The organism is Pseudomonas sp. S2_E01, assembly GCF_054668365.1.
Genome location: NZ_CP162762.1, coordinates 1,004,271 through 1,023,695, shown reverse-complemented (window position 1 = coordinate 1,023,695; position 19,425 = coordinate 1,004,271). Strand labels below are relative to the sequence as shown.

18 protein-coding genes are annotated in these 19,425 nt (G+C 60.5%); 10 read left to right on the top strand and 8 right to left on the bottom strand.

Annotation, left to right across the window (positions count from 1 at the left end):
• Window positions 1-2: 2 nt before the first annotated feature.
• Window positions 3-716 carry a UTRA domain-containing protein gene (locus AB4O36_RS04825; protein ID WP_460122074.1) on the bottom strand — a complete coding sequence of 238 codons (714 nt, stop codon included), beginning with the start codon at window positions 714-716 and terminating at the stop codon, window positions 3-5.
• Window positions 717-1,055: 339 nt separating this feature from the next.
• Between AB4O36_RS04825 and AB4O36_RS04820 the strand changes: the two genes are divergently transcribed.
• The 6 genes from AB4O36_RS04820 (at window position 1,056) to AB4O36_RS04795 (ending at window position 6,562) form a co-directional block, all read left to right on the top strand.
• Complete coding sequence (locus AB4O36_RS04820) at window positions 1,056-2,120, top strand: ABC transporter substrate-binding protein (protein ID WP_460122072.1); 1,065 nt, start codon at window positions 1,056-1,058, stop codon at window positions 2,118-2,120.
• 190 nt (window positions 2,121-2,310) lie between these two features.
• Window positions 2,311-3,117, top strand: coding sequence for an alkaline phosphatase family protein (locus AB4O36_RS04815; RefSeq protein WP_460122070.1), 807 nt, complete (start codon window positions 2,311-2,313; stop codon window positions 3,115-3,117).
• Window positions 3,118-3,122: 5 nt separating this feature from the next.
• Entirely contained in the window at window positions 3,123-3,959 is an 837-nt protein-coding gene (locus AB4O36_RS04810) for an ABC transporter permease (RefSeq protein WP_460126589.1), read from the top strand.
• The gene (locus tag AB4O36_RS04805) at window positions 3,946-4,746 is read left to right on the top strand and encodes an ABC transporter permease (RefSeq protein ID WP_460141158.1); all 801 of its coding nucleotides are present in this window, start codon (window positions 3,946-3,948) and stop codon (window positions 4,744-4,746) included. The genes AB4O36_RS04810 and AB4O36_RS04805 overlap by 14 nt, the downstream gene beginning before the upstream one ends.
• Window positions 4,743-5,732 carry an ABC transporter ATP-binding protein gene (locus AB4O36_RS04800; protein WP_460141157.1) on the top strand — a complete coding sequence of 330 codons (990 nt, stop codon included), beginning with the start codon at window positions 4,743-4,745 and terminating at the stop codon, window positions 5,730-5,732. Before AB4O36_RS04805 ends, AB4O36_RS04800 begins: the two co-directional genes overlap by 4 nt.
• A gap of 176 nt (window positions 5,733-5,908) precedes the next feature.
• Window positions 5,909-6,562, top strand: coding sequence for an HAD family hydrolase (locus AB4O36_RS04795; RefSeq protein ID WP_460141156.1), 654 nt, complete (start codon window positions 5,909-5,911; stop codon window positions 6,560-6,562).
• 141 nt (window positions 6,563-6,703) lie between these two features.
• Here AB4O36_RS04795 and AB4O36_RS04790 read toward each other — a convergent pair whose 3' ends face one another.
• A complete protein-coding gene (locus AB4O36_RS04790) occupies window positions 6,704-7,666 on the bottom strand; it encodes a zinc-binding dehydrogenase (RefSeq protein ID WP_460141155.1) in 963 nt (320 codons plus the stop codon).
• 138 nt (window positions 7,667-7,804) lie between these two features.
• Between AB4O36_RS04790 and AB4O36_RS04785 the strand changes: the two genes are divergently transcribed.
• Together AB4O36_RS04785 and AB4O36_RS04780 are read left to right on the top strand one after the other, a co-directional pair.
• The gene (locus tag AB4O36_RS04785) at window positions 7,805-9,886 is read left to right on the top strand and encodes a carboxy terminal-processing peptidase (RefSeq protein ID WP_460126588.1); all 2,082 of its coding nucleotides are present in this window, start codon (window positions 7,805-7,807) and stop codon (window positions 9,884-9,886) included.
• Window positions 9,887-10,016: 130 nt separating this feature from the next.
• A complete protein-coding gene (locus AB4O36_RS04780; RefSeq protein ID WP_460141154.1) occupies window positions 10,017-11,792 on the top strand; it encodes a bifunctional diguanylate cyclase/phosphodiesterase in 1,776 nt (591 codons plus the stop codon).
• Window positions 11,793-11,821: 29 nt separating this feature from the next.
• Here the strand turns inward: AB4O36_RS04780 and AB4O36_RS04775 are convergent, their stop codons facing one another.
• From AB4O36_RS04775 to AB4O36_RS04755, 5 genes are all read right to left on the bottom strand, one after another.
• Window positions 11,822-12,229 (bottom strand): SEL1-like repeat protein, encoded by a 408-nt coding sequence (locus AB4O36_RS04775; RefSeq protein WP_460122061.1) that lies wholly within the window; start codon window positions 12,227-12,229, stop codon window positions 11,822-11,824.
• Window positions 12,230-12,601 (bottom strand): hypothetical protein, encoded by a 372-nt coding sequence (locus AB4O36_RS04770; protein WP_003223109.1) that lies wholly within the window; start codon window positions 12,599-12,601, stop codon window positions 12,230-12,232. It abuts the gene before it with no gap.
• Entirely contained in the window at window positions 12,598-12,939 is a 342-nt protein-coding gene (locus tag AB4O36_RS04765; protein WP_460122059.1) for a helix-turn-helix domain-containing protein, read from the bottom strand. Before AB4O36_RS04765 ends, AB4O36_RS04770 begins: the two co-directional genes overlap by 4 nt.
• A 112-nt stretch (window positions 12,940-13,051) precedes the next feature.
• The gene (locus AB4O36_RS04760; RefSeq protein WP_460141153.1) at window positions 13,052-13,507 is read right to left on the bottom strand and encodes a YkvA family protein; all 456 of its coding nucleotides are present in this window, start codon (window positions 13,505-13,507) and stop codon (window positions 13,052-13,054) included.
• A 292-nt stretch (window positions 13,508-13,799) separates the two neighbouring features.
• Complete coding sequence (locus tag AB4O36_RS04755; RefSeq protein ID WP_460122055.1) at window positions 13,800-14,516, bottom strand: FKBP-type peptidyl-prolyl cis-trans isomerase; 717 nt, start codon at window positions 14,514-14,516, stop codon at window positions 13,800-13,802.
• Window positions 14,517-14,782: 266 nt separating this feature from the next.
• Here AB4O36_RS04755 and AB4O36_RS04750 point away from each other — a divergent pair, with 266 nt between their 5' ends.
• Both AB4O36_RS04750 and AB4O36_RS04745 read left to right on the top strand, forming a co-directional pair.
• Window positions 14,783-16,591 carry a di-heme-cytochrome C peroxidase gene (locus AB4O36_RS04750; protein WP_460141152.1) on the top strand — a complete coding sequence of 603 codons (1,809 nt, stop codon included), beginning with the start codon at window positions 14,783-14,785 and terminating at the stop codon, window positions 16,589-16,591.
• Window positions 16,592-16,620: 29 nt separating this feature from the next.
• A complete protein-coding gene (locus AB4O36_RS04745; protein ID WP_460142109.1) occupies window positions 16,621-17,757 on the top strand; it encodes a catalase family protein in 1,137 nt (378 codons plus the stop codon).
• A gap of 47 nt (window positions 17,758-17,804) precedes the next feature.
• Here AB4O36_RS04745 and AB4O36_RS04740 read toward each other — a convergent pair whose 3' ends face one another.
• Complete coding sequence (locus AB4O36_RS04740) at window positions 17,805-19,415, bottom strand: gamma-glutamyltransferase family protein (RefSeq protein ID WP_460141151.1); 1,611 nt, start codon at window positions 19,413-19,415, stop codon at window positions 17,805-17,807.
• Window positions 19,416-19,425 lie beyond the last annotated feature (10 nt).

Sequence of the window (19,425 nt, the reverse complement as noted above, 5' to 3'; positions counted from 1 at the left end):
GCTCAAACCACATCGACACTGACGTGAATCGCATCGTGCCGCCAGAACTCCAGGTCACAGTCGATCAGTCGCTCGTGCTGATCGTAATTGACCCGGGCAATACGCAACCCGGGACTGCCGACCGACACCCTTAACGCCGCCGCCGCATCCACCGATAACGCGGTCGGGACGATTTCGAAGCGCACCCGACCATAATGCAGGTCGTAATGACGGGCGTACAATTCGGTAATCGACTGATTCAGATCGAAATCCAGTATCCCCGGAAAATACTGAGGGTTGAGGTAGTGCTCGACGTAGAGCACCAGCCGCCCATCTATCCTGCGCGCCCGACAGATCTGGATCACGCTCGACAGCGCCGGCAATTGTAACCAGGCACACACCGCCGCCGACGCCGGTAGCAACCGTGCCGAAATCATCTCGGTGGACGGTACCCGGCCCTGGGCGCTGACCATCGCGTGAAAGTGGCTGCGCTGCATCAGGTTGTAGGCCAGGCGCGGCGGCGACACAAACCATCCCCGACGTTCCTCGCGGTAGATGTGCCCTTGTGCCTCCAACTGCAACAAAGCTTCACGCAGGGTGATCCGCGTCGTGCCGAACAACTCACTGAGCTTGCGCTCGGCCGGCAACTTGCTGCCGGGTGCCAATAGCCCGTGATCAAGTTGCTCCTGCAAAACCTGCCCGATGGCGGTGACCGCCTTCGTCGCTTCAATACGCATCAATGTTACCCATCTGGACTAGACCAGCACTGTTTCGGGGCGAGGCCGGGTTGGAAACGGCGTTATCAACTTCCTGGAAGCCTAGGCACTGCTGATGACTGACAGATGACAAAACAACCGAACGGTACGCTCCTCCCCCCTGCAATTTGATGGCCAAGGCCCACAATTCCGGCGCCCTTGGCATGGTCTACGCTTATCTCGAACCCTGAGCACTGCGACGTGAAAAAAATCGGCAGACATCAAAATGTCATCCAGCCCACCTAGATTGGCTCAGGTATTGCTGACCTAGACCAACACAACCGCAATCGCAGCGTTGAAAACGCCCAAAGGAGCTTCGGAATGAAAAAGCTTTTCCTGGCATCACTGTTAGGCTCGACCATTGCCCTGTGTACCGCCGCCATGGCCGCTGATGATTTGAAAACCCTGGAAGCCGCTGCGAAAGCCGAAGGCGCCGTCAACAGCGTCGGCATGCCCGATGACTGGGCAAACTGGAAAGGCACCTGGGCGGATCTGGCCAGTCAATATGGCCTGAAGCACCTCGACACCGACATGAGTTCCGCGCAGGAAATCGCCAAGTTTGCCGCTGAAAAAGACAACGCCAGCGCTGACATCGGGGACGTCGGTGCTGCCTTTGGCCCGATTGCGGTCAAGCAGAATGTGACGCAACCCTATAAACCAAGCACCTGGGCACAGGTCCCCGACTGGGCCAAGGATAAGGATGGTCATTGGGCCCTTGCCTACACCGGGACTATCGCCTTCATCGTCAACAAGAAACTGCTGCACGGTTCCGACGTACCCACCAAGTGGGCTGATCTCAAGGACGGCAAATACAAGGTGTCCATCGGTGACGTGAGCACCGCCGCCCAAGCCGCCAACGGTGTATTGGCCGCCGCACTGGCCAACGGTGGCGACGAGAAGAACCTGCAACCGGCGCTGTTGCTGTTCGCCGACATCGCCAAGCAGGGTCGCCTGTCGATGGCCAACCCGACCATCGCCACCATGGAAAAGGGCGAGATCGAAGTGGGGGTGGTCTGGGACTTCAACGGCCTGAGCTACAAGGCCAAGATGGCGAACCCGGATGATTACGTGGTGCTGATCCCGTCCGACGGCTCGGTGATTTCCGGTTACACCACCATCATCAACAAATACGCCAAGAACCCCAACGCCGCCAAGCTGACCCGCGAATACATTTTCAGCGACGCCGGCCAGATCAACCTGGCCAAGGGCAATGCACGTCCGATCCGCGCTGAGCACCTCACCCTGCCAGCCGACGTACAGGCCAAGCTGCTGCCGAACGAGCAGTACAAGAAGGTCACCCCGATCAAGGACGCGGACGCGTGGGAAAAGACTTCGAAGGCCCTGCCGCAGAAGTGGAACGAAGAAGTCATTGTTGAGATGAAGTAAGGCGGTAAAACCCGCTTCCTGATTCCCACTGGGATCCCTGTGGGAGCGGGCTTGCCCGCGATGGCATTGTGTCAGTTACCGATGCATTGACTGTTTCGCCGCCATCGCGGGCAAGGCGAGTCGTCGCACCGCCGCTCCCACAATGGACCGCGCCACATTCGGAATTTCTGCCCGCGGAGTTTTCGCCCCTATGAAACACAACGTCATCCTGGTGGTGCTCGACGGTCTCAACTACGAGGTTGCACACCACGCCATGGGGCATTTGCAGGCTTACGTCGGCGCAGGACGGGCGGCGCTCTACAAGCTGGAGTGCGAACTGCCTGCCCTGTCACGCCCCCTGTACGAATGCATCCTGACCGGCGTCCCGCCCATCGACAGTGGCATCGTGCATAACCATGTCTCGCGCCTATCCAACCAGCGCAGCATCTACCACTACGCCCGCGCGGCCGGGTTGACGACGGCGGCAGCGGCTTATCACTGGGTCAGCGAACTGTACAACCGCTCGCCGTTCATCGCCGCGCGCGACCGTCATACCGACGACCCGCAACTGCCGATCCAGCATGGGCATTTCTACTGGAACGATCACTACCCCGATTCACACCTGTTCGCCGACGCGGAAAACCTGCGCCTGCGCCATGCGCCGAACTTCCTGTTGGTGCACCCGATGAACATCGACGATGCCGGGCACAAGCACGGCCTCGACACCGCGCAATACCGCAACAGTGCCCGCACGGCCGACATCATTCTCGCCGACTACCTGCAAGGCTGGCTGGACGCCGGCTACCAGGTGCTGGTGACGGCCGACCACGGCATGAACAGCGATCGCTCGCACAATGGCCTGTTGCCTGAAGAACGCGAGGTGCCGCTGTTCGTCTTCGGTGACGCCTTCAGCCTCGACGCCAGCGCCACACCGAAACAGACGCAAATTTGCGGCACGGTCTGCGAACTGCTGGGCGTGCCCCACGATAAACCCGTATGCCCGGAGCTGCTCAAGTGAATGCCATGACGCGCGGCAAGTGGCTCGCGGCCCTGTGCCTGGTGCCTTTTACCCTGTTCTTTATCGTGTTCGAGATCGCTCCGCTCGCCTGGGTGATGATCAACAGCCTGGAATCGGAAGAGTTCGGCTGGGGCCTGGCCAACTTCAGCAAGATCTTCAGCTCCAAGTTCTACCTGCAGGCGATCCAGTACAGCCTGGAGATCAGTTTCTGGTCGAGCGTATTCGGCATCTTCATTGCCGTCCTCGGTGCCTACTCGCTGCGGCGGGTCGACTCGAAGCTGCGAAATTTCGTCAACGCCTTCGCCAACATGACCAGCAACTTCGCCGGCGTGCCCCTCGCCTTCGCATTCATCATTCTGTTGGGTTTCAACGGCAGCTTCACCATCCTGCTCAAGCAGGCCGGACTGATCCAGGACTTCAACCTGTATTCCAAGACCGGACTGATCATTCTCTACACCTATTTCCAGATTCCGCTGGGGGTGCTGCTGTTGTACCCGGCCTTTGACGCCTTGCGCGAAGACTGGCGAGAGTCCGCCGAGTTGCTCGGTGCCAGCGGTTGGCAGTTCTGGCGGCACATCGGCTTGCCGGTGCTGACCCCGGCACTGCTTGGCACCTTCGTGATCCTGCTGGCCAACGCCCTCGGCGCCTACGCGACGGTGTACGCCCTGACCACCGGTAACTTCAACGTACTGCCGATCCGCATCGCGGCGATGGTGTCCGGTGATATTTCCCTGGACCCTAACCTGGCCAGTGCCCTGGCCGTAGTGCTGGTGGCGTTGATGACCCTGGTGACCATCGTGCATCAGCTGCTGCTGAAGAGGAGCTACCATGTCTCGCGCTGAACGGGGGCCCGTCGCTGTTTATCACCGGGTCGTGGTGTGCTTGCTGTTTGCCATTCTGTTGCTGCCCCTGGCCGGCACGCTGGTCTACTCGATCGCCAGCAGTTGGTCGGCGACCATCCTGCCCAGCGGCTTTACCCTCAAATGGTACATCGCGCTGTGGAGCGACCCGCGCTTTCTCCACGCCTTCGGCCAATCGTTGGTGGTGTGCGTCGGCGCGCTGGTCCTGTCGGTGGTCCTGATCCTGCCGTTGCTGTTCGTGGTGCATTACCACTTTCCGAAACTCGATGCGCTGATGAACATCCTGATCCTGTTGCCCTTCGCGGTGCCGCCGGTGGTGTCGTCAGTGGGGCTGCTGCAACTTTACGGTTCCGGGCCTTTCGCAATGGTCGGCACGCCGTGGATTCTGATCGGCTGTTACTTCACCATTGCCCTGCCCTTCATGTACCGCGCAATCACCAACAACCTGCAAGCGATCAACCTGCGCGACCTGATGGACGCGGCACAACTGCTCGGCGCCAGCACCTGGCAAGCAGCGTTCCTGGTGGTGCTGCCCAACCTGCGCAAGGGTTTGATGGTGGCGCTGCTGCTGTCGTTCTCCTTCCTGTTCGGCGAGTTCGTCTTCGCCAACATCCTCGTCGGCACCCGTTACGAGACCCTGCAGGTCTACCTCAACAACATGCGCAACAGCAGCGGTCACTTCACCAGTGCGCTGGTGATTTCCTACTTCTTTTTCGTGCTGGTTCTGACCTGGGCGGCCAACATCTTGAACAAGGACAAAAGCGAATGAGCTACGTCAGCGTCCAACACCTTCAGAAGAACTACGCCGGCACCACGGTGTTCAGTGACATCAATTGCGAGATTCAAAAAGGCGAGTTCGTTACCCTGCTGGGGCCTTCCGGTTGCGGTAAGTCGACCTTGCTTCGCTGCATCGCCGGGCTGACCCCGGTGGATGGCGGCAAGATCCTGCTCGATGGCGTCGATATCGTTCCGCTGAGCCCGCAGAAGCGCGGGATCGGCATGGTGTTCCAGAGTTACGCGCTGTTCCCGAACATGACCGTTGAGCAAAACGTCGCGTTTGGCCTGCGCATGCAGAAGGTCAACAGCGACGATAGCCACAAACGGGTCGCCGAAGTGTTGAAACTGGTGGAGCTCGGCGACTTCGCTTCGCGCTACCCGCATCAACTGTCCGGTGGCCAGTGCCAGCGCGTTGCGTTGGCTCGTTCACTGGTGACACGCCCGCGTCTGTTGCTGCTGGATGAGCCGCTATCGGCCCTCGATGCGCGCATTCGCAAGCATCTGCGCGAACAGATCCGTCAGATCCAGCGCGAACTCGGCCTTACCACGATCTTCGTTACCCATGACCAGGAAGAAGCGCTGACCATGTCCGACCGGATTTTCCTGATGAATCAGGGAAAGATCGTACAAAGTGGCGACGCCGAAACCTTGTACACCGCGCCGGTGGATGTATTCGCTGCCGGCTTCATCGGTAACTACAATCTGCTGGATGCGGACAGCGCAACCAAGCTGCTGCAACGGCCGATCAACCATCGCATCGCCATCCGCCCGGAGGCCATCGAGCTGAGCCTGGAAGGCGAACTCGATGCCCAGGTGCGCAGCCACAGTCTGCTGGGCAACGTGATTCGTTATCGCGTCGAGGCCCGGGGGGTGGAACTGGTGGTGGATGTGCTCAACCGTTCGGCGACGGACTTGCACCCCGATGGCCAGCGCCTGTCGCTTTCCATCGATCCGACGGCCCTGCGTGAGGTGGCATGAGAGCAGCTGCAAGCTTCAAGCTTCAAGCTTCAAGCTTCAAGCTTCAAGCTTCAAGCTTCAGGCTTCAGGCTTCAGGCTTCAGGCTTCAAGCTGCAAGCCGTAGACTGCCGGCCAACTGATCCCTTTCTTGCAGCTTGAAGCTCACGGCTTGAAGCTGCTCTCACCGAGAGCCCCCCATGGCCCTGGCAATTTTTGATCTGGACGAAACCCTTATCCACGGCGACTGCGCCACCCTCTGGGCTGAGCAGATGGGGCGGCTGGGTTGGGTCGACCCGGAGTCGTTCATGCTTCGCAACAACGAACTGATGGACGCCTACAGCCACGGCAAGCTGCGCATGGAGGACTACATGACCTTCAGCCTGGAGCCCATGATCGGGCGCACCCCCGAAGAGATCGACCACCTGGTCGGCCCCTGGGTGGAAGACGTCATCGAACCGATCATTTTCAGCGAGGCAACCAAAGCCATCGCCGCCCACCGCAAAGCCGAGGACCGCATTCTGGTGATCTCCGCGTCGGGCACTCACCTGGTCCGGCCGATTGCCGAACGGCTTGGCATCGACGAGATTCTCGGCATCGAACTGGAGGTTGCGCATGGTGTTTACACCGGCCAGACCACCGGTACCCTGACCTACCGCGAAGGCAAGATCACTCGCTTGCTGGAATGGCTGGACGCGGAAGAGGAAAACCTCGAAGGCGCGAGTTTCTATTCGGACTCACGCAACGATTTGCCGTTGCTGCTGAAGGTGGATTTCCCGCACGTGGTGAATCCGGACCCGGTGTTGCGCGAGCATGCAGAGAAGGCTGGCTGGCCGATTCATCTCTGGAAATAAATCCGATCCCCCCGTCCCCCTGTAGGAGCGAGCTTGCTCGCGATTGCGGTGTATCAGCCAATACAGTTTTGTATGACACACCGCTATCGCGAGCAAGCTCGCTCCTACAAGTATGTGAGTATTCTCACAGGTCCTGTGCTGTCAGGTCAGGCTCTCATCAATCACCAACACCACCTTCCCCGCCACCGTATTGCTCGCCAACTCGGCAAACGCCGCTTCGGCATCCTTGATCGGGAAAGTCTTCGCCAGTTGCGGGCTCAGGCGACCGTCGGCAAACAACGGCCACACATGCTGGCTGAGTCCGCTGAACAGGTCGGCCTTGAACAGATCGTCGCGACTGCGCAGGGTCGAACCCAGCAATTGCACACGTTTGGCCAGCACCTGCGCCAGATCCAGCTTGGCCTCACGGCCCCCCATCAGGCCGATCAGCACCCAACGGCCATCGCTGGCCAGCAGCTTCAGGTTCAGCGCAGCGTAATTGCCACCGACCGGATCGAGGATCACGTCGAACGGCCCCAGGTCTCTCAAGCCTTCCAGGCCATCGCCTCGCAACACGCCACCCTGGGCTCCCAACGCTTCGCAGTAGGCCAAGCGCTCGGCAGAGCCGACGCTGACCCAGCACGGGTTGCCGAATGCCTTGCACAGCTGAATGGCGGCTGAACCGATTCCACTTGCTCCGGCGTGCAGGAGAACTTTCTCACCGGGCCGGAGCGCAGCCAATTGAAACAAATTCAGCCAGACCGTTGCGTAAACCTCAGGTAATGCGGCGGCTTCGATCAGGGATATTCCTTCCGGCACCGGCAGCACGTGCCGTCCGTCGACTACCACCTCTTCGGCCATGCCACCCCCGGCCAGCAAGGCGCAAACGCGGTCGCCGACTTGCCAGGACGACCCCGGACCGACTTCGCTGATCACCCCTGAACACTCCAGGCCCAGCACCTGGCTCGCCCCCGGCGGCGGCGGATAAAGGCCCGCTTTTTGTAATAAATCGGCGCGATTGAGGCCTGCAGCCGACACGCGAATGCGAACTTGCCCTACATCACACGTAGGACTGGGCTCTTCAACCCATGCCACTTGACCTTCCACGCCTTGCAATGCTTTCACAGTGCCTCCATAGTGAGTCTGGACTGAGCCCGAAGCTATAGCGCCGGGCTTTTTGCATTATGCGACCGGCCCTCGTGGACCCGGCGACTTCAAAGACGGCCTAATATGCGTTATCAATTGTCCCTGCGTCGAATCGGCATGAAGCACCTGTTCCCCAGCACCGCCCTCGCTCTGTTCATCGGTATCGGCCTGATGCCGATGTCGAGCAATACGTTCGCAGCCAATAGCTGGGACAAGCTTCAGCCTGATCGTGACGAAGTGATCGCCAGCCTGAATGTCGTCGAGTTGCTCAAGCGCCATCATTACAGCAAACCGCCACTCGATGACGCGCGCTCGGTGATCATCTACGACAGCTACATCAAGCTGCTGGACCCGTCGCGCAGCTACTTCATGGCCAGCGACATCGCCGAGTTCGACAAATGGAAGACGCAGTTCGACGACTTCCTCAAGAGCGGCGACCTCAACGCCGGGTTCACCATCTACAAGCGCTACCTGGACCGCGTCAAGGCGCGCCTGGACTTCGCCCTTGCCGAGCTGGACAAAGGCGTCGACAAGATCGATTTCACCACCAAGGAAACCTTGCTGATTGACCGCAAGGACGCCCCTTGGCTCAAGTCCACTGCGGAACTCGACGACCTGTGGCGCAAACGCGTCAAGGATGAAGTGCTGCGCCAGAAGATCGCCGGCAAGGACTCCAAGCAGATCCAGGAAACCCTGACCAAGCGCTACAAGAACCAATTGGCGCGCCTGGACCAGACCCGCGCCGAAGATATCTTCCAGGCGTACATCAACACCTTCGCCATGTCCTACGACCCGCACACCAATTATCTGTCACCGGATAACGCGGAGAACTTCGACATCAACATGAGCCTGTCCCTCGAGGGCATCGGCGCCGTGTTGCAGAGCGACAATGACCAGGTGAAAGTCGTGCGTCTGGTGCCTGCCGGCCCGGCCGACAAGACCAAGCAGGTTGCACCGGCGGACAAGATCATCGGCGTTGCCCAGGGCAACAAGGAGATGGTCGACGTGGTGGGCTGGCGCCTGGACGAAGTGGTCAAGCTGATCCGCGGGCCAAAAGGCACCGTGGTGCGCCTGGAAGTCATCCCCGCCAGCAATGCGCCGAACGACCAGACCAGCAAGATCGTGCCGATCACCCGCGAAGCGGTGAAGCTTGAAGACCAGGCCGTGAAGAAGTCGGTCCTCAACCTGAAACAGGACGGCAAGGACTACAAGCTCGGCGTCATCGAGATTCCGGCCTTCTACCTGGACTTCAAGGCGTTCCGCGCTGGCGATCCGGACTACAAAAGCACCACCCGCGATGTCAAGAAACTGCTGACCGAGCTGCAAAAAGAGAAGGTCGACGGCGTGGTCATCGACCTGCGCAATAACGGCGGTGGATCCCTGCAGGAAGCCACGGAGCTGACCAGCCTGTTCATCGACAAGGGCCCGACCGTGCTCGTGCGTAATGCCGATGGCCGTGTCGACGTCCTGGAAGATGAAAACCCGGGCGCCTTCTACAAAGGGCCGATGGCGTTGCTGGTCAACCGCCTGTCAGCCTCGGCTTCGGAAATTTTCGCCGGCGCCATGCAGGATTATCACCGCGCGCTGATCATCGGTGGCCAGACCTTCGGCAAAGGCACCGTTCAGACCATCCAGCCGCTCAACCATGGCGAACTGAAACTGACCCTGGCCAAGTTCTACCGGGTTTCCGGCCAGAGCACCCAGCATCAGGGCGTATTGCCTGACATCGATTACCCGTCGATCATCGACACCAAGGAAATCGGGGAAAGCGCTCTACCCGAAGCCATGCCGTGGGACACCATCCGCGCGGCCATCAAGCCGGCGGTCGATCCGTTCAAGCCGTACATCACCCAGCTCAAATCCGAGCATGACGTACGTACAGCCAAGGATGCCGAGTTCGTGTTCATCCGCGACAAGCTGGCCCTGGCTCAGAAACTGATGGCGGAAAAAACCGTCAGCCTCAATGAAGCGGAACGTCGTGCCCAGCACGCCGATATCGAAGCCAAGCAACTGGCGATGGAAAACATCCGTCGCAAGGCCAAAGGCGAAGAACCGCTCAAAGAGCTGAAGAAAGAAGACGAAGACGTTGCTGCGGCGGAACCGGACAAGGTCAAACCAGAAGATGATGCCTATCTGAGCGAGACCGGGCGCATTCTGCTGGACTACCTGAAACTCAACACGGCGGTGGCCAAGCACTAAGATGGTGGCTATTTAATGCTGACGCCGCTGAGACGTCATCAAACAGTCATCAATCTGTCGTGAAATAAAGGACTGGAACCTCTCTTGAAAAAAGCGAGTTTCCGGTCCTTTTTTTTACCAAGAGATCGCCATGACCACGACCGAACAGCTGGGTGCATTGAGTTCAATCTTGACTCAAGGTGGTTTGCACAGCCTGTTCCAGCCGATCATTTCCCTCTCTGAACGCAGGATTCTTGGTTTTGAGGCCCTCAGTCGCGGCCCGTCCAACAGCCCGCTGCACTCCCCCATCGCCCTCTTTGCCGTCGCCCGTCAGGCCGGTCGACTTAACGAGCTGGAAATCGCCTGCCGCGAAAGCGCTTGCCGACGTTTCCACGAACAGCAACTGCCCGGCAAACTCTTCCTCAACGTGTCGCCGGAATCGCTACTCGAAGCCGCACACCAGCCGGGCCGCACCCTGCAACTACTGGAAGATTTCGGAATACCGCCGAGCCAGGTCGTCATCGAACTCACCGAACAGACGCCCATTGACGACTTCCAACTGTTGCAAAAGGCCCTCAACCACTACCGGGCCATGGGGTTCTCCATCGCGCTGGATGATCTGGGTGCCGGCTACTCGAGCCTGCGTCTGTGGTCCGAGCTGAGACCCGATTATGTGAAAATCGACCGGCACTTCATCGACGGCATCCATCAGGATGCGCTCAAGCGCGAGTTTGTCGGCTCGATCATGCAAATCGCCAAAGCGTCCCGGGCGCAAGTGATTGCCGAGGGCATCGAGCTGGCTGAAGAACTCGCGGTGCTGACTGACATGGGGGTGGACCTGGTCCAGGGTTACCTGCTTTGCCGGCCGCAGGAACAGCCGCCACGGGATGCGCGGCCGCTGATGCCCAAACAGGACAGCGCTGCCGTGGCCTTGAACGACGAAGGCAGCGACCTCAGCGCCCTGCTGAACGAGCAGCCGGCAGTCGACCGGGATACGCCGACAGCGACGGTACTGGAGGCCTTCCGCCGCCAGGCCAATCTGAACTCGCTGGCAGTGCTCGACGAATACGGCCGACCGTGCGGTATCGTCCACCGGCATTCACTGTCGGACGCCCTGCTCAAGCCGTTTGCGACCGACCTGTTCGCCCGCAAGCCCATCAGTCGGCTGATGAGTGACGATTTCCTTGCCGTGGAAATGAGTCAGTCGCTGCAACAGGTCAGCCGCCTGATCACCAGCCGCGCCCGGCAACGCATCGAAGAAGACTTCATTATCACCCTCAACGGCGGCTATCTGGGGCTGGGCCGGGTCATCGACGTACTCAAGCTGATTACCGAACTGAAAATCCAGCAGGCCCGCTACGCCAACCCGCTGACCCTGCTGCCCGGCAACGTACCGATCCAGCAATGCCTGACCCGCTTGCTGCAACAGCAACGCGAATCGGTGATCTGCTACGTCGACATCGACAGCTTCAAACCCTTCAACGACATCTACGGCTACGGCCGCGGTGATGAAGTCCTGCTGTGCCTGGCGCAATGCCTGAACGACCGCGTCGATCCCTCACGCGACTTCGTCGGCCACATCGGCGGCGACGACTTCCTGCTGGTGCTCGGTCCGGACGACTGGCGCAAACGCCTGAACCAACTGCTGGACGACTTCCAGAGCCAATGCCGACGCTTCTACCGCGCCGAACACCTGGAAGCCGGCTGCTTCATCGCCCCCAACCGCCAGGGTGTGCGCCAGGAATTCCCCTTGCTATCGCTGTCGATCGGCGTGGTCCACCTGCACACACAGGCCTGCGCACAACTCGACGCCAGCCAACTGGCAGAAATGGCTTCCCAGGCCAAGCATCACGCCAAGAACATTCCGGGGTACAGCGTGCACGTGATCGACAGCCTCACCGCACAGGAACCTGAGCTGGAATGCTGAACCTGTGGGAGGGTTAGAGGGAAAAGGATTTATTGCGCAGTGTCGCGAGCAGCCAATTCGTTGAGCTTGATCTCGGCCAATGGGTGTCCTGCTTTCAAGGCCAGGTTCCAGAACCGAGCGGCCTCCACCGGGTCTGGCGCTTTGCTCGCGCTTCCAGCCAGGCTGATCACACCCACTTGGTAGGCCGCCTTGCCATCACCGGCCAACGCGGCCAGGCGCAGCAAGCGGATGCCTTCTTCCCGCGCACCGAGCCCCACGCCACGGAACGTCAGGATATGCCCGTAGAAGCTTTGCGCCTGGACGTTACCCAGGTTGGCCATGCGGGCAAACTGGCTTTCCATCCAGCTCCAGACACGGGGCTGGCGAACGCACCATGTCCAATGAAAAAGCCGGCGGGCAAGCCAGTAGCCAGCCCGCGCCTTGAATCTAAGCAGCATTCAGGCCTCCGCCGATTCGGGGTATTCGTACTCGAATACACGCACAACTTCCGAGGCGTGCCAGGATGCCGCGGCGACTCCGTCAGACGGCCCGGAAAAACGCCCCAGACGCTCGACGCATTCGAAAAACCCAGTGCGTGGCAAGCGACTGGCGCCCTGGCTGATCACCAGGGAGCTGCGCAGGGGCTGCTCAGCCTTGGCATCCAGTGCGGCCAGATGCTCCAGGGCCGCCGTGAGGGTTTGCATGGCCGGCGTCGGCAACTGCAAACGCTCCAGCAATGCACGGTAGGTCAGCAGATGCCTTTGGCGGCGCGCCTGATCCAGCTCGCCCAGCAATCCGTCCCAATGTTGACGACTGATGCGTACGCTCACGATTCATCCCTCCACCCTGGCACCTTCAATTCCCAGGCCAGACTGCGGCGAATCGCAGCGTCGGGTTGACGCTCACCACGTTCGATCATGGCCAGATAAGACGGGCTGATGCCTACCGTGCGGGCGAGCGCCTCGATGGCGATGCCCTGTGCTTCGCGTAAACTGCGCAGTTGATCCAGGCCCGGGAGAATCGGGTCCGGTGTGGCCGACGGACGCTCTGGGGCGGCCTGCGGTGGTTGCGGGTCAATGCCCGCTGCTTTCAGTAAAGCCTGATATCGGGCCCACGGCAGAACCGCATACTCGGGCTCACCATCGCGTGTGATTATCTGAATATCCATGACTTCCCCGTAGGACAACGACCCTAAACGAGCCGGTGCTTTTCCTTGGAAGTGTAATCCTAACAGCGGCCAAGGTCGCGGGGTATGGATATAGGAATGATCCTTAACAAAATCAGGCTTTTTTCGAGCCCTGGAACTTCAGTTGTTCCGGGGTGGCGGGCAGTCGCTCCACGACCAGGAGTTTCTCCGGCACCTGGCTTTTGCGCCAGGCACGAAAAGCGTTGAGTTCGTCATCGAGCACTTTCATCAACCAGGCGAGCACGGCGATGTCATCGATCATGCCGAACACGGGGATGAAATCCGGAATGGCATCCACCGGGCTGAGGAAATACATCAAGCCCGCCACAACCGACACCAGCGCTTTTGGACTGATGGCCCGGTATTCGCCCCGCCAGTAAGCCAGGCACAATGCCTGCAACAAGCGCAGATCGTCCTTGATTTTGCCGAGGCGATTGCCCTGGCTGGCGCTTTTGCTGGCCACGGCGAACAGCAGCGTCGGCAGTCGACCACGAGCCAGCAGGCGTCCGGCCAGCGGCAGGAACCGAGCGAAATTCCACGGAGCTTTCATCATTCCTCCCACGGCAGGGTTATCCACACAAATTGTGGATAACCTTGTGAACAGACCTGCATTTCACCGCTGAAAGGCCCGTATCACAAGGGCCTCGCTTAGATCGGGCGTTTTTTACACACATAAAAACGCCCAGAATTTCATTGACTTGGCGCCCCGTCGCGGCGTACGCAAGCACCTCAATGGGTCTGACTGCGTGCTGCAACATCCGTTCGCTTTGTTTACCTTCGTCAGGCGCCAGATGCAACAACGCCCCGCATAAGCGAGGCGTTGCAGGCGGGACAGACGCTGATTATTTCGCGGCGTCGTCTTGCTTGGATGGATCCTTGATAGCCAGCAGTTCCAGGTCGAATACCAGCACCGAGTTGGCTGGAATGGCTGGGCTCGGGCTTTGGGCCCCGTAAGCCAGTTCGCTAGGAATGTACAGTTTGTACTTCTCGCCAACGTGCATCAGTTGCAGGCCTTCGACCCAACCCGGGATCACGCCGCTGACCGGCAGATCGATCGGGCTGCCACGCTCGACGGAGCTGTCGAACACGGTACCGTTGGTCAGGGTGCCGGTGTAGTGAACGGTCACGACGTCAGTCGGCTTTGGCTGAGGGCCGTCGGCTTTCTTGACCACTTCGTACTGCAGGCCCGAAGCCGTGGTGGTGACACCGGCTTTCTTGGCGTTGTCTTCGAGGAATTTCTTGCCAGCAGCGGCCGACTCTTCACTCATCTTGGCCATACGCTCTTCGGCACGCTTTTGCAGTGCAGCGAAGGCTTCAACCAGTTCGTCGTCTTTGAGCTTCTGCTCTTTCTTGCCGACGGCATCTTCGATGCCCTGGGCAACGGCCTTGGAGTCCAGGTCATCCATGCCTTCCTGAGCCAGGCTCTTGCCCATGTTCAGGCCAATCCCGTAGGAAGCTTTTTGCGCCGGGGTTTTCAGCTCTACGCTGGTCTGCGAATCACAACCCGCGAGTACCAGGCTAACCAGGGCCACCGCCGCCGCCAACCGATGCTGTTTCATGCTATTTCCTTGTTCATGCGCCAAAAGGGCAATCGAGTAAAGCCGCGAGCTTATCAGGCGGCCACGACCAATGGCTACCGGGATGAGAACAGGATGTTACTGATAAGTTCAGGTGTTTTAACGCATTTCCATAATTGGATGATGAAGCTTATGTCATCAAGGCACTTCGTTTGTCACTGACTTGCGTCATCTCCGGCGTAATGGCCACTTGCCGCAAAATTATAGGTCAGGCATAAGGAAGCGATAAATCGACAAGGATAGTTAACTTGCGCCTCTTTTACCGATTGCTGATTCTGATCGTGGCGCTGCTGGGCGTGGTCCTGGCGGTGGTCCTGTATTACGTCGCCAACCCGAAACTGCCGCAATGGTCACCTGCACAACAGGTGCATTATCTGGAGCAGTGGAGCGCGAGCGACCGCCAGACTTACTATTTCACCCCCCAGGGCACGCAAGTCAAAGGCCTGCGTTATGAGTGGTTCACCGCACTCGAATTGCCCTTCTCGGAGCGACGATTCGCCGCGCCGGAGTACCTGGCACGTTTCGGTTTCCTCATCGACCCCGGCCAGAAAGCCACGCCCGACAACCCCGGCAACCTGCCCGTGGGCTTCGCCCGGCATAAAAACCCCGGCAACAAAGATGAATTTCTGGATATTACCTGTTCCGCTTGCCACACCGGCGAGCTGCGCTTCAAAGGCCAGGCGATCCGTATTGACGGCGGCACGGCGCAACATGTATTGCCCTCCAGCGTTCCTACATTACGTGGTGGCAGTTTCGGACAAGCACTGGTCGCCAGTCTGACATCTACTTACTACAACCCTTGGAAGTTCGAGCGTTTCGCCCGCAATGTCCTGGGCCAGGATTACGACAGCCAACAGCAGCAACTGCGCAAGGACTTCAAAAAGTCCCTCGACACCTTCCTGAAAGTGGCCTGGAACGATACCCACCGTGGGCTTTACCCTACCGAGGAAGGCCCTGGCCGCACCGACGCATTCGGCCGCATTGCCAACGCCAGTTTTGGCGACGCGATCTCCCCCGCCAACTACCGGGTGGCCAACGCACCGGTGGACTACCCGCAACTGTGGGACATGTGGACCTTCGACTGGGTGCAGTGGAACGGCTCGGCGCAGCAACCCATGGCGCGCAACATCGGCGAAGCGCTGGGGGTGGGAGCCACGCTGAATTTCTTCGACGAAAACCGCCAGCCGCTCATGGGCGACGAGCGCTACCCCTCCAGCGTGAGGGTGCGTGATCTGCATTTGATTGAACAAACCCTGCAACGCCTCAAACCGCCAGCCTGGCCGGAGGAGCTGCTGGGCGCAGTCGATAAACCGCTGGCCGCCAAGGGCCGCGTGCTGTTCACAGAGAACTGCGCTGGTTGTCACGTGCCGAAAGTGACGCAGGAAGGCGAGCGCTGGGTCCAGCATCTGCACATGCTGCCGGTCGATGTCATCGGCACCGACCCCACCGCTGCCAACAACATCGCCAACCACCGTTTCGACCTGACCGCCCTGCAATGGGACCCGGCGGAACTTGCCAGGCTGGACGTGAAGCTGGACCCCGAGCCCAAGGAACCGCTGGACTTGAGCCAACTCTCGGTGGCCAAGGGCCTGGCCTACGTCACGGCCTTCGTCGAAAACCGCGCTTACCGCGACGCCGGGATCACGGCTGTCGAGAAACCACAGTTCGACGGTTTCGGCCTGCCCATCGGCGTGCGCGAAAAAGTCGCGTACAAAGCCCGCCCGCTGGCGGGTGTCTGGGCCACGCCGCCGTTCCTGCACAACGGCTCGGTGCCGAGCATCTATCAATTGCTCTCACCACAGGATGAACGCGCCACCACCTTCTACCGGGGCACCTTCGAGTACGACCCACGGCACCTGGGCTACCGCACGGAAGCCTTCGACAACGGCTTCGTGTTCGATACGCGCATGACTGGCAACCGCAACAGCGGCCATGAATTCCGCGCCGGCCAACGGGGCAATGGCGTGATTGGCCGGTTGCTGCAACCCGAGGAACGCTGGGCGCTGCTTGAATACCTGAAGGTGCTGGGCGGCCCGCTGGAGACACAACTGCCATGATCATGACCACGTTCAAAAAGGAATTGCCGCTGTTGGCCAGGCTCTGGTTGCGGTTGGGGCGCTTGCTCGGCAGGATTTTGCTGTGGACGCTGGTGATCGGCCTGCTTGGCTGGGCGGTTTCCAGCGCCTGGTTTGCCTGGCAACACCGAGGCCCGGTGCCTTCGCGAGAGCAAATCCCCGAAGGCGAAGCGGCCATGACCCGGGACGTGATCCAGACCGCCGTGCGCATCGTCGATCAACACCGCGAAAGCACCCGCTACCTGCGCGATGCCCACGCCAAGGCCCATGGCTGCGTGAAGGCCGAAGTGCAGGTGTTGCCGGAACTGGCGCAGGACCTGCGTCGCGGCGTGTTCAGCGAGCCGGGCAAACGTTGGCAAGCCACCCTGCGCCTGTCCAACGGCAACGCCTATCCGCAGTTCGACAGCATCCGTGACGCCCGAGGCATGGCGATCAAACTGCTGGATGTGCCGGGCAAACAACTGCTCGCCAACCGCCAGGACCAGGGCGAACAGGACTTCGTGATGTTCAGCCACCCGAACTTTTTTGTCAGCGATGTCGCCGAATACCGTCAGAACGTGGCGGCGCAGGCCGACGGCAAAAAGGTCATGGCGTTCTTCCCTGGCTGGGACCCGCGCACCTGGCAGGTCCGCCACCTGTTCATCGCCCTGGCGACGCTCTCGCCGCCACCGGACAGCCCGACGCAGACCACCTATTTTTCCGTGTCGCCGTACAAGTTCGGCGAGGGCAATGCAAAGTTCAGGGTCGCGCCGGATCCGGACAACTGCCCGGCCTACACCTTGCCCCAGCAGAATCACGACCTGCCGAACTTCCTGCGTAGCGCCCTCACGCAGCAACTCTCCACCGACCGGGTGCCGGCGTGTTTCGTCTTGCAGATCCAGCGCCAGGACGCGAACAAATACATGCCGATCGAGGACACCAGTGTCGAGTGGCGTGAGGCCGATGCGCCGTTCCAGACCGTGGCCCGCATCACCCTGCCCGCCCAGGATTTCGACACCCCGGCGCAGAACCTGAAATGCGACAACCTGTCGTTCAACCCGTGGTTCGGCCTTGAGGCGCACCGCCCGATTGGCGGAATCAATCGCCTGCGCAAGGCGGTGTATGAATCAGTGAGTGATTATCGCCACAGCCAGAACGCCAGGCAATAAAGGGCACCCTGTGGGAGCGGGCATGCTCGCTCCTACAGGGGCTGAGATCACCACACCGCAATGTGCGAATCCGCCCGCGGTTCTGTCCCCCCGCACAGCACACCCGTCACCGGATCGCGCAGGATGATCTGCCCGCGCCCATAGTCGGTCAGGTCGCTGGCGATCTGCACGTGATGCCCGCGCCGGGCCAATGCGTTGGCCAGGTCGCGGGAAGCGCCCTGTTCGATGCCGACCTTCATCTCGCCCAGCCACTGCCAGCGCGGCGCATCCAGTGCGGCCTGCGGGTTGAGGCCGAAGTCCACCAGGTTCATGACCATCTGCACATGCCCCTGAGGCTGCATATAGCCACCCATCACGCCGAACGGGCCGAGGGCCTGGCCGTCCTTGCTCAGGAAACCGGGGATGATGGTGTGAAAGGTTTTCTTGCCTGGAGCGAGGCAATTGGCGTGGATCGGATCGAGGCTGAATTCCTGCCCGCGATTCTGCAAGGCGATGCCGCTGTCGGGCAGCACCACACCGGAACCAAAACCGTGGTAGTTGCTCTGGATGAACGAAATCATGTTGCCCTCGCCATCGGCGCAGGCCAGGTACACCGTGCCGCTGGCATGGGGGTCGCCAGGCGCGGGCGGTTGCGCCTGCTCGCCGATCTGCCCACGGCGTCGAGCGCTGTAGTCATCGCTGAGCAGATCAGCCACGGCCACGCGCATGTGCTGCGGGTCAGTGATGTAGTGCAGGCCGTCGCTGTAGGCCAACTTCATGGCTTCCAACTGACGGTGCCAGGTCTGCTGGCTGTCGCGGTGGTCGAAATCGAAGCCTTCGAGGATTTTCAGCGTCATCAGCGCCACCAGGCCTTGCCCGCTCGGCGGGATTTCCCAGACATCGACGCCACGGTAGTTGATGTGGATGGGGTCGACCCATTGTGCGCGGTAGTCGGCCAGGTCCGTCGCGCGCAGGTAACCACCGGTGGCTCTGGAGTGGGCATCCAGGCGCTGGGCCAGCGCGCCGCGGTAAAAGCTTTCACATTGCGTGGCCGCCAGTTCCTCCAGAGTGCGGGCCTGGGCCGGGTTGCGGAACAGTTCGCCTGCCCGGGGGGCGCGACCGTCGATCAGGAACGTCTCGAACCAGGGCTCGAGCAGCGCGTCGCGGTGGGGGCTGAACTCATCCAGGGCGACCTGCCATTGATGGGCGACCACCGGCGACAGCGGGAAGCCGTCACGCGCCAGGCTGACGGCCGGTTGCAGCAGATCGGCGAACGGCAGCTTGCCAAAACGCCGGGACAATTCAGCCCAGGCGGAAGGGCAACCAGGCACGGTGACCGGCGTCCAGCCATACAACGGCATCTGCGCATGACCTGCCGCCTTCACCGCCTCGATGCTCAGTGCCGCCGGGGCATGCCCATTAGCGTTCAAGCCATGCAACTGGCCCTGAGTCCAGACCAGTGCAAAGGCGTCACCGCCCAGGCCACAGCCGGTAGGCTCAACAACGGTAAGGGCCGCCGCCGTGGCAATCGCCGCATCGATGGCGTTGCCCCCCTGACGCATGATTTCAATCCCCGCCTCCGCCGCCAACGGTTGCGAGGCGGCGACCATGCCGCGACGGGCGAACACGCTCTGGCGCTGGGACGGATAGGGATATTCGTGGGCAGAAAAATTCAACATGGCAAACACT

Coding starts and splice junctions, on each gene's coding strand:
- AB4O36_RS04825 (WP_460122074.1), bottom strand. CDS start 716: ATGCGTATTGAAGCGACGAAGGCGGTCACCGCCATCGGGCAGGTTTTG.
- AB4O36_RS04820 (WP_460122072.1), top strand. CDS start 1,056: ATGAAAAAGCTTTTCCTGGCATCACTGTTAGGCTCGACCATTGCCCTG.
- AB4O36_RS04815 (WP_460122070.1), top strand. CDS start 2,311: ATGAAACACAACGTCATCCTGGTGGTGCTCGACGGTCTCAACTACGAG.
- AB4O36_RS04810 (WP_460126589.1), top strand. CDS start 3,123: ATGACGCGCGGCAAGTGGCTCGCGGCCCTGTGCCTGGTGCCTTTTACC.
- AB4O36_RS04805 (WP_460141158.1), top strand. CDS start 3,946: ATGTCTCGCGCTGAACGGGGGCCCGTCGCTGTTTATCACCGGGTCGTG.
- AB4O36_RS04800 (WP_460141157.1), top strand. CDS start 4,743: ATGAGCTACGTCAGCGTCCAACACCTTCAGAAGAACTACGCCGGCACC.
- AB4O36_RS04795 (WP_460141156.1), top strand. CDS start 5,909: ATGGCCCTGGCAATTTTTGATCTGGACGAAACCCTTATCCACGGCGAC.
- AB4O36_RS04785 (WP_460126588.1), top strand. CDS start 7,805: ATGAAGCACCTGTTCCCCAGCACCGCCCTCGCTCTGTTCATCGGTATC.
- AB4O36_RS04780 (WP_460141154.1), top strand. CDS start 10,017: ATGACCACGACCGAACAGCTGGGTGCATTGAGTTCAATCTTGACTCAA.
- AB4O36_RS04775 (WP_460122061.1), bottom strand. CDS start 12,229: ATGCTGCTTAGATTCAAGGCGCGGGCTGGCTACTGGCTTGCCCGCCGG.
- AB4O36_RS04765 (WP_460122059.1), bottom strand. CDS start 12,939: ATGGATATTCAGATAATCACACGCGATGGTGAGCCCGAGTATGCGGTT.
- AB4O36_RS04760 (WP_460141153.1), bottom strand. CDS start 13,507: ATGAAAGCTCCGTGGAATTTCGCTCGGTTCCTGCCGCTGGCCGGACGC.
- AB4O36_RS04755 (WP_460122055.1), bottom strand. CDS start 14,516: ATGAAACAGCATCGGTTGGCGGCGGCGGTGGCCCTGGTTAGCCTGGTA.
- AB4O36_RS04740 (WP_460141151.1), bottom strand. CDS start 19,415: ATGTTGAATTTTTCTGCCCACGAATATCCCTATCCGTCCCAGCGCCAG.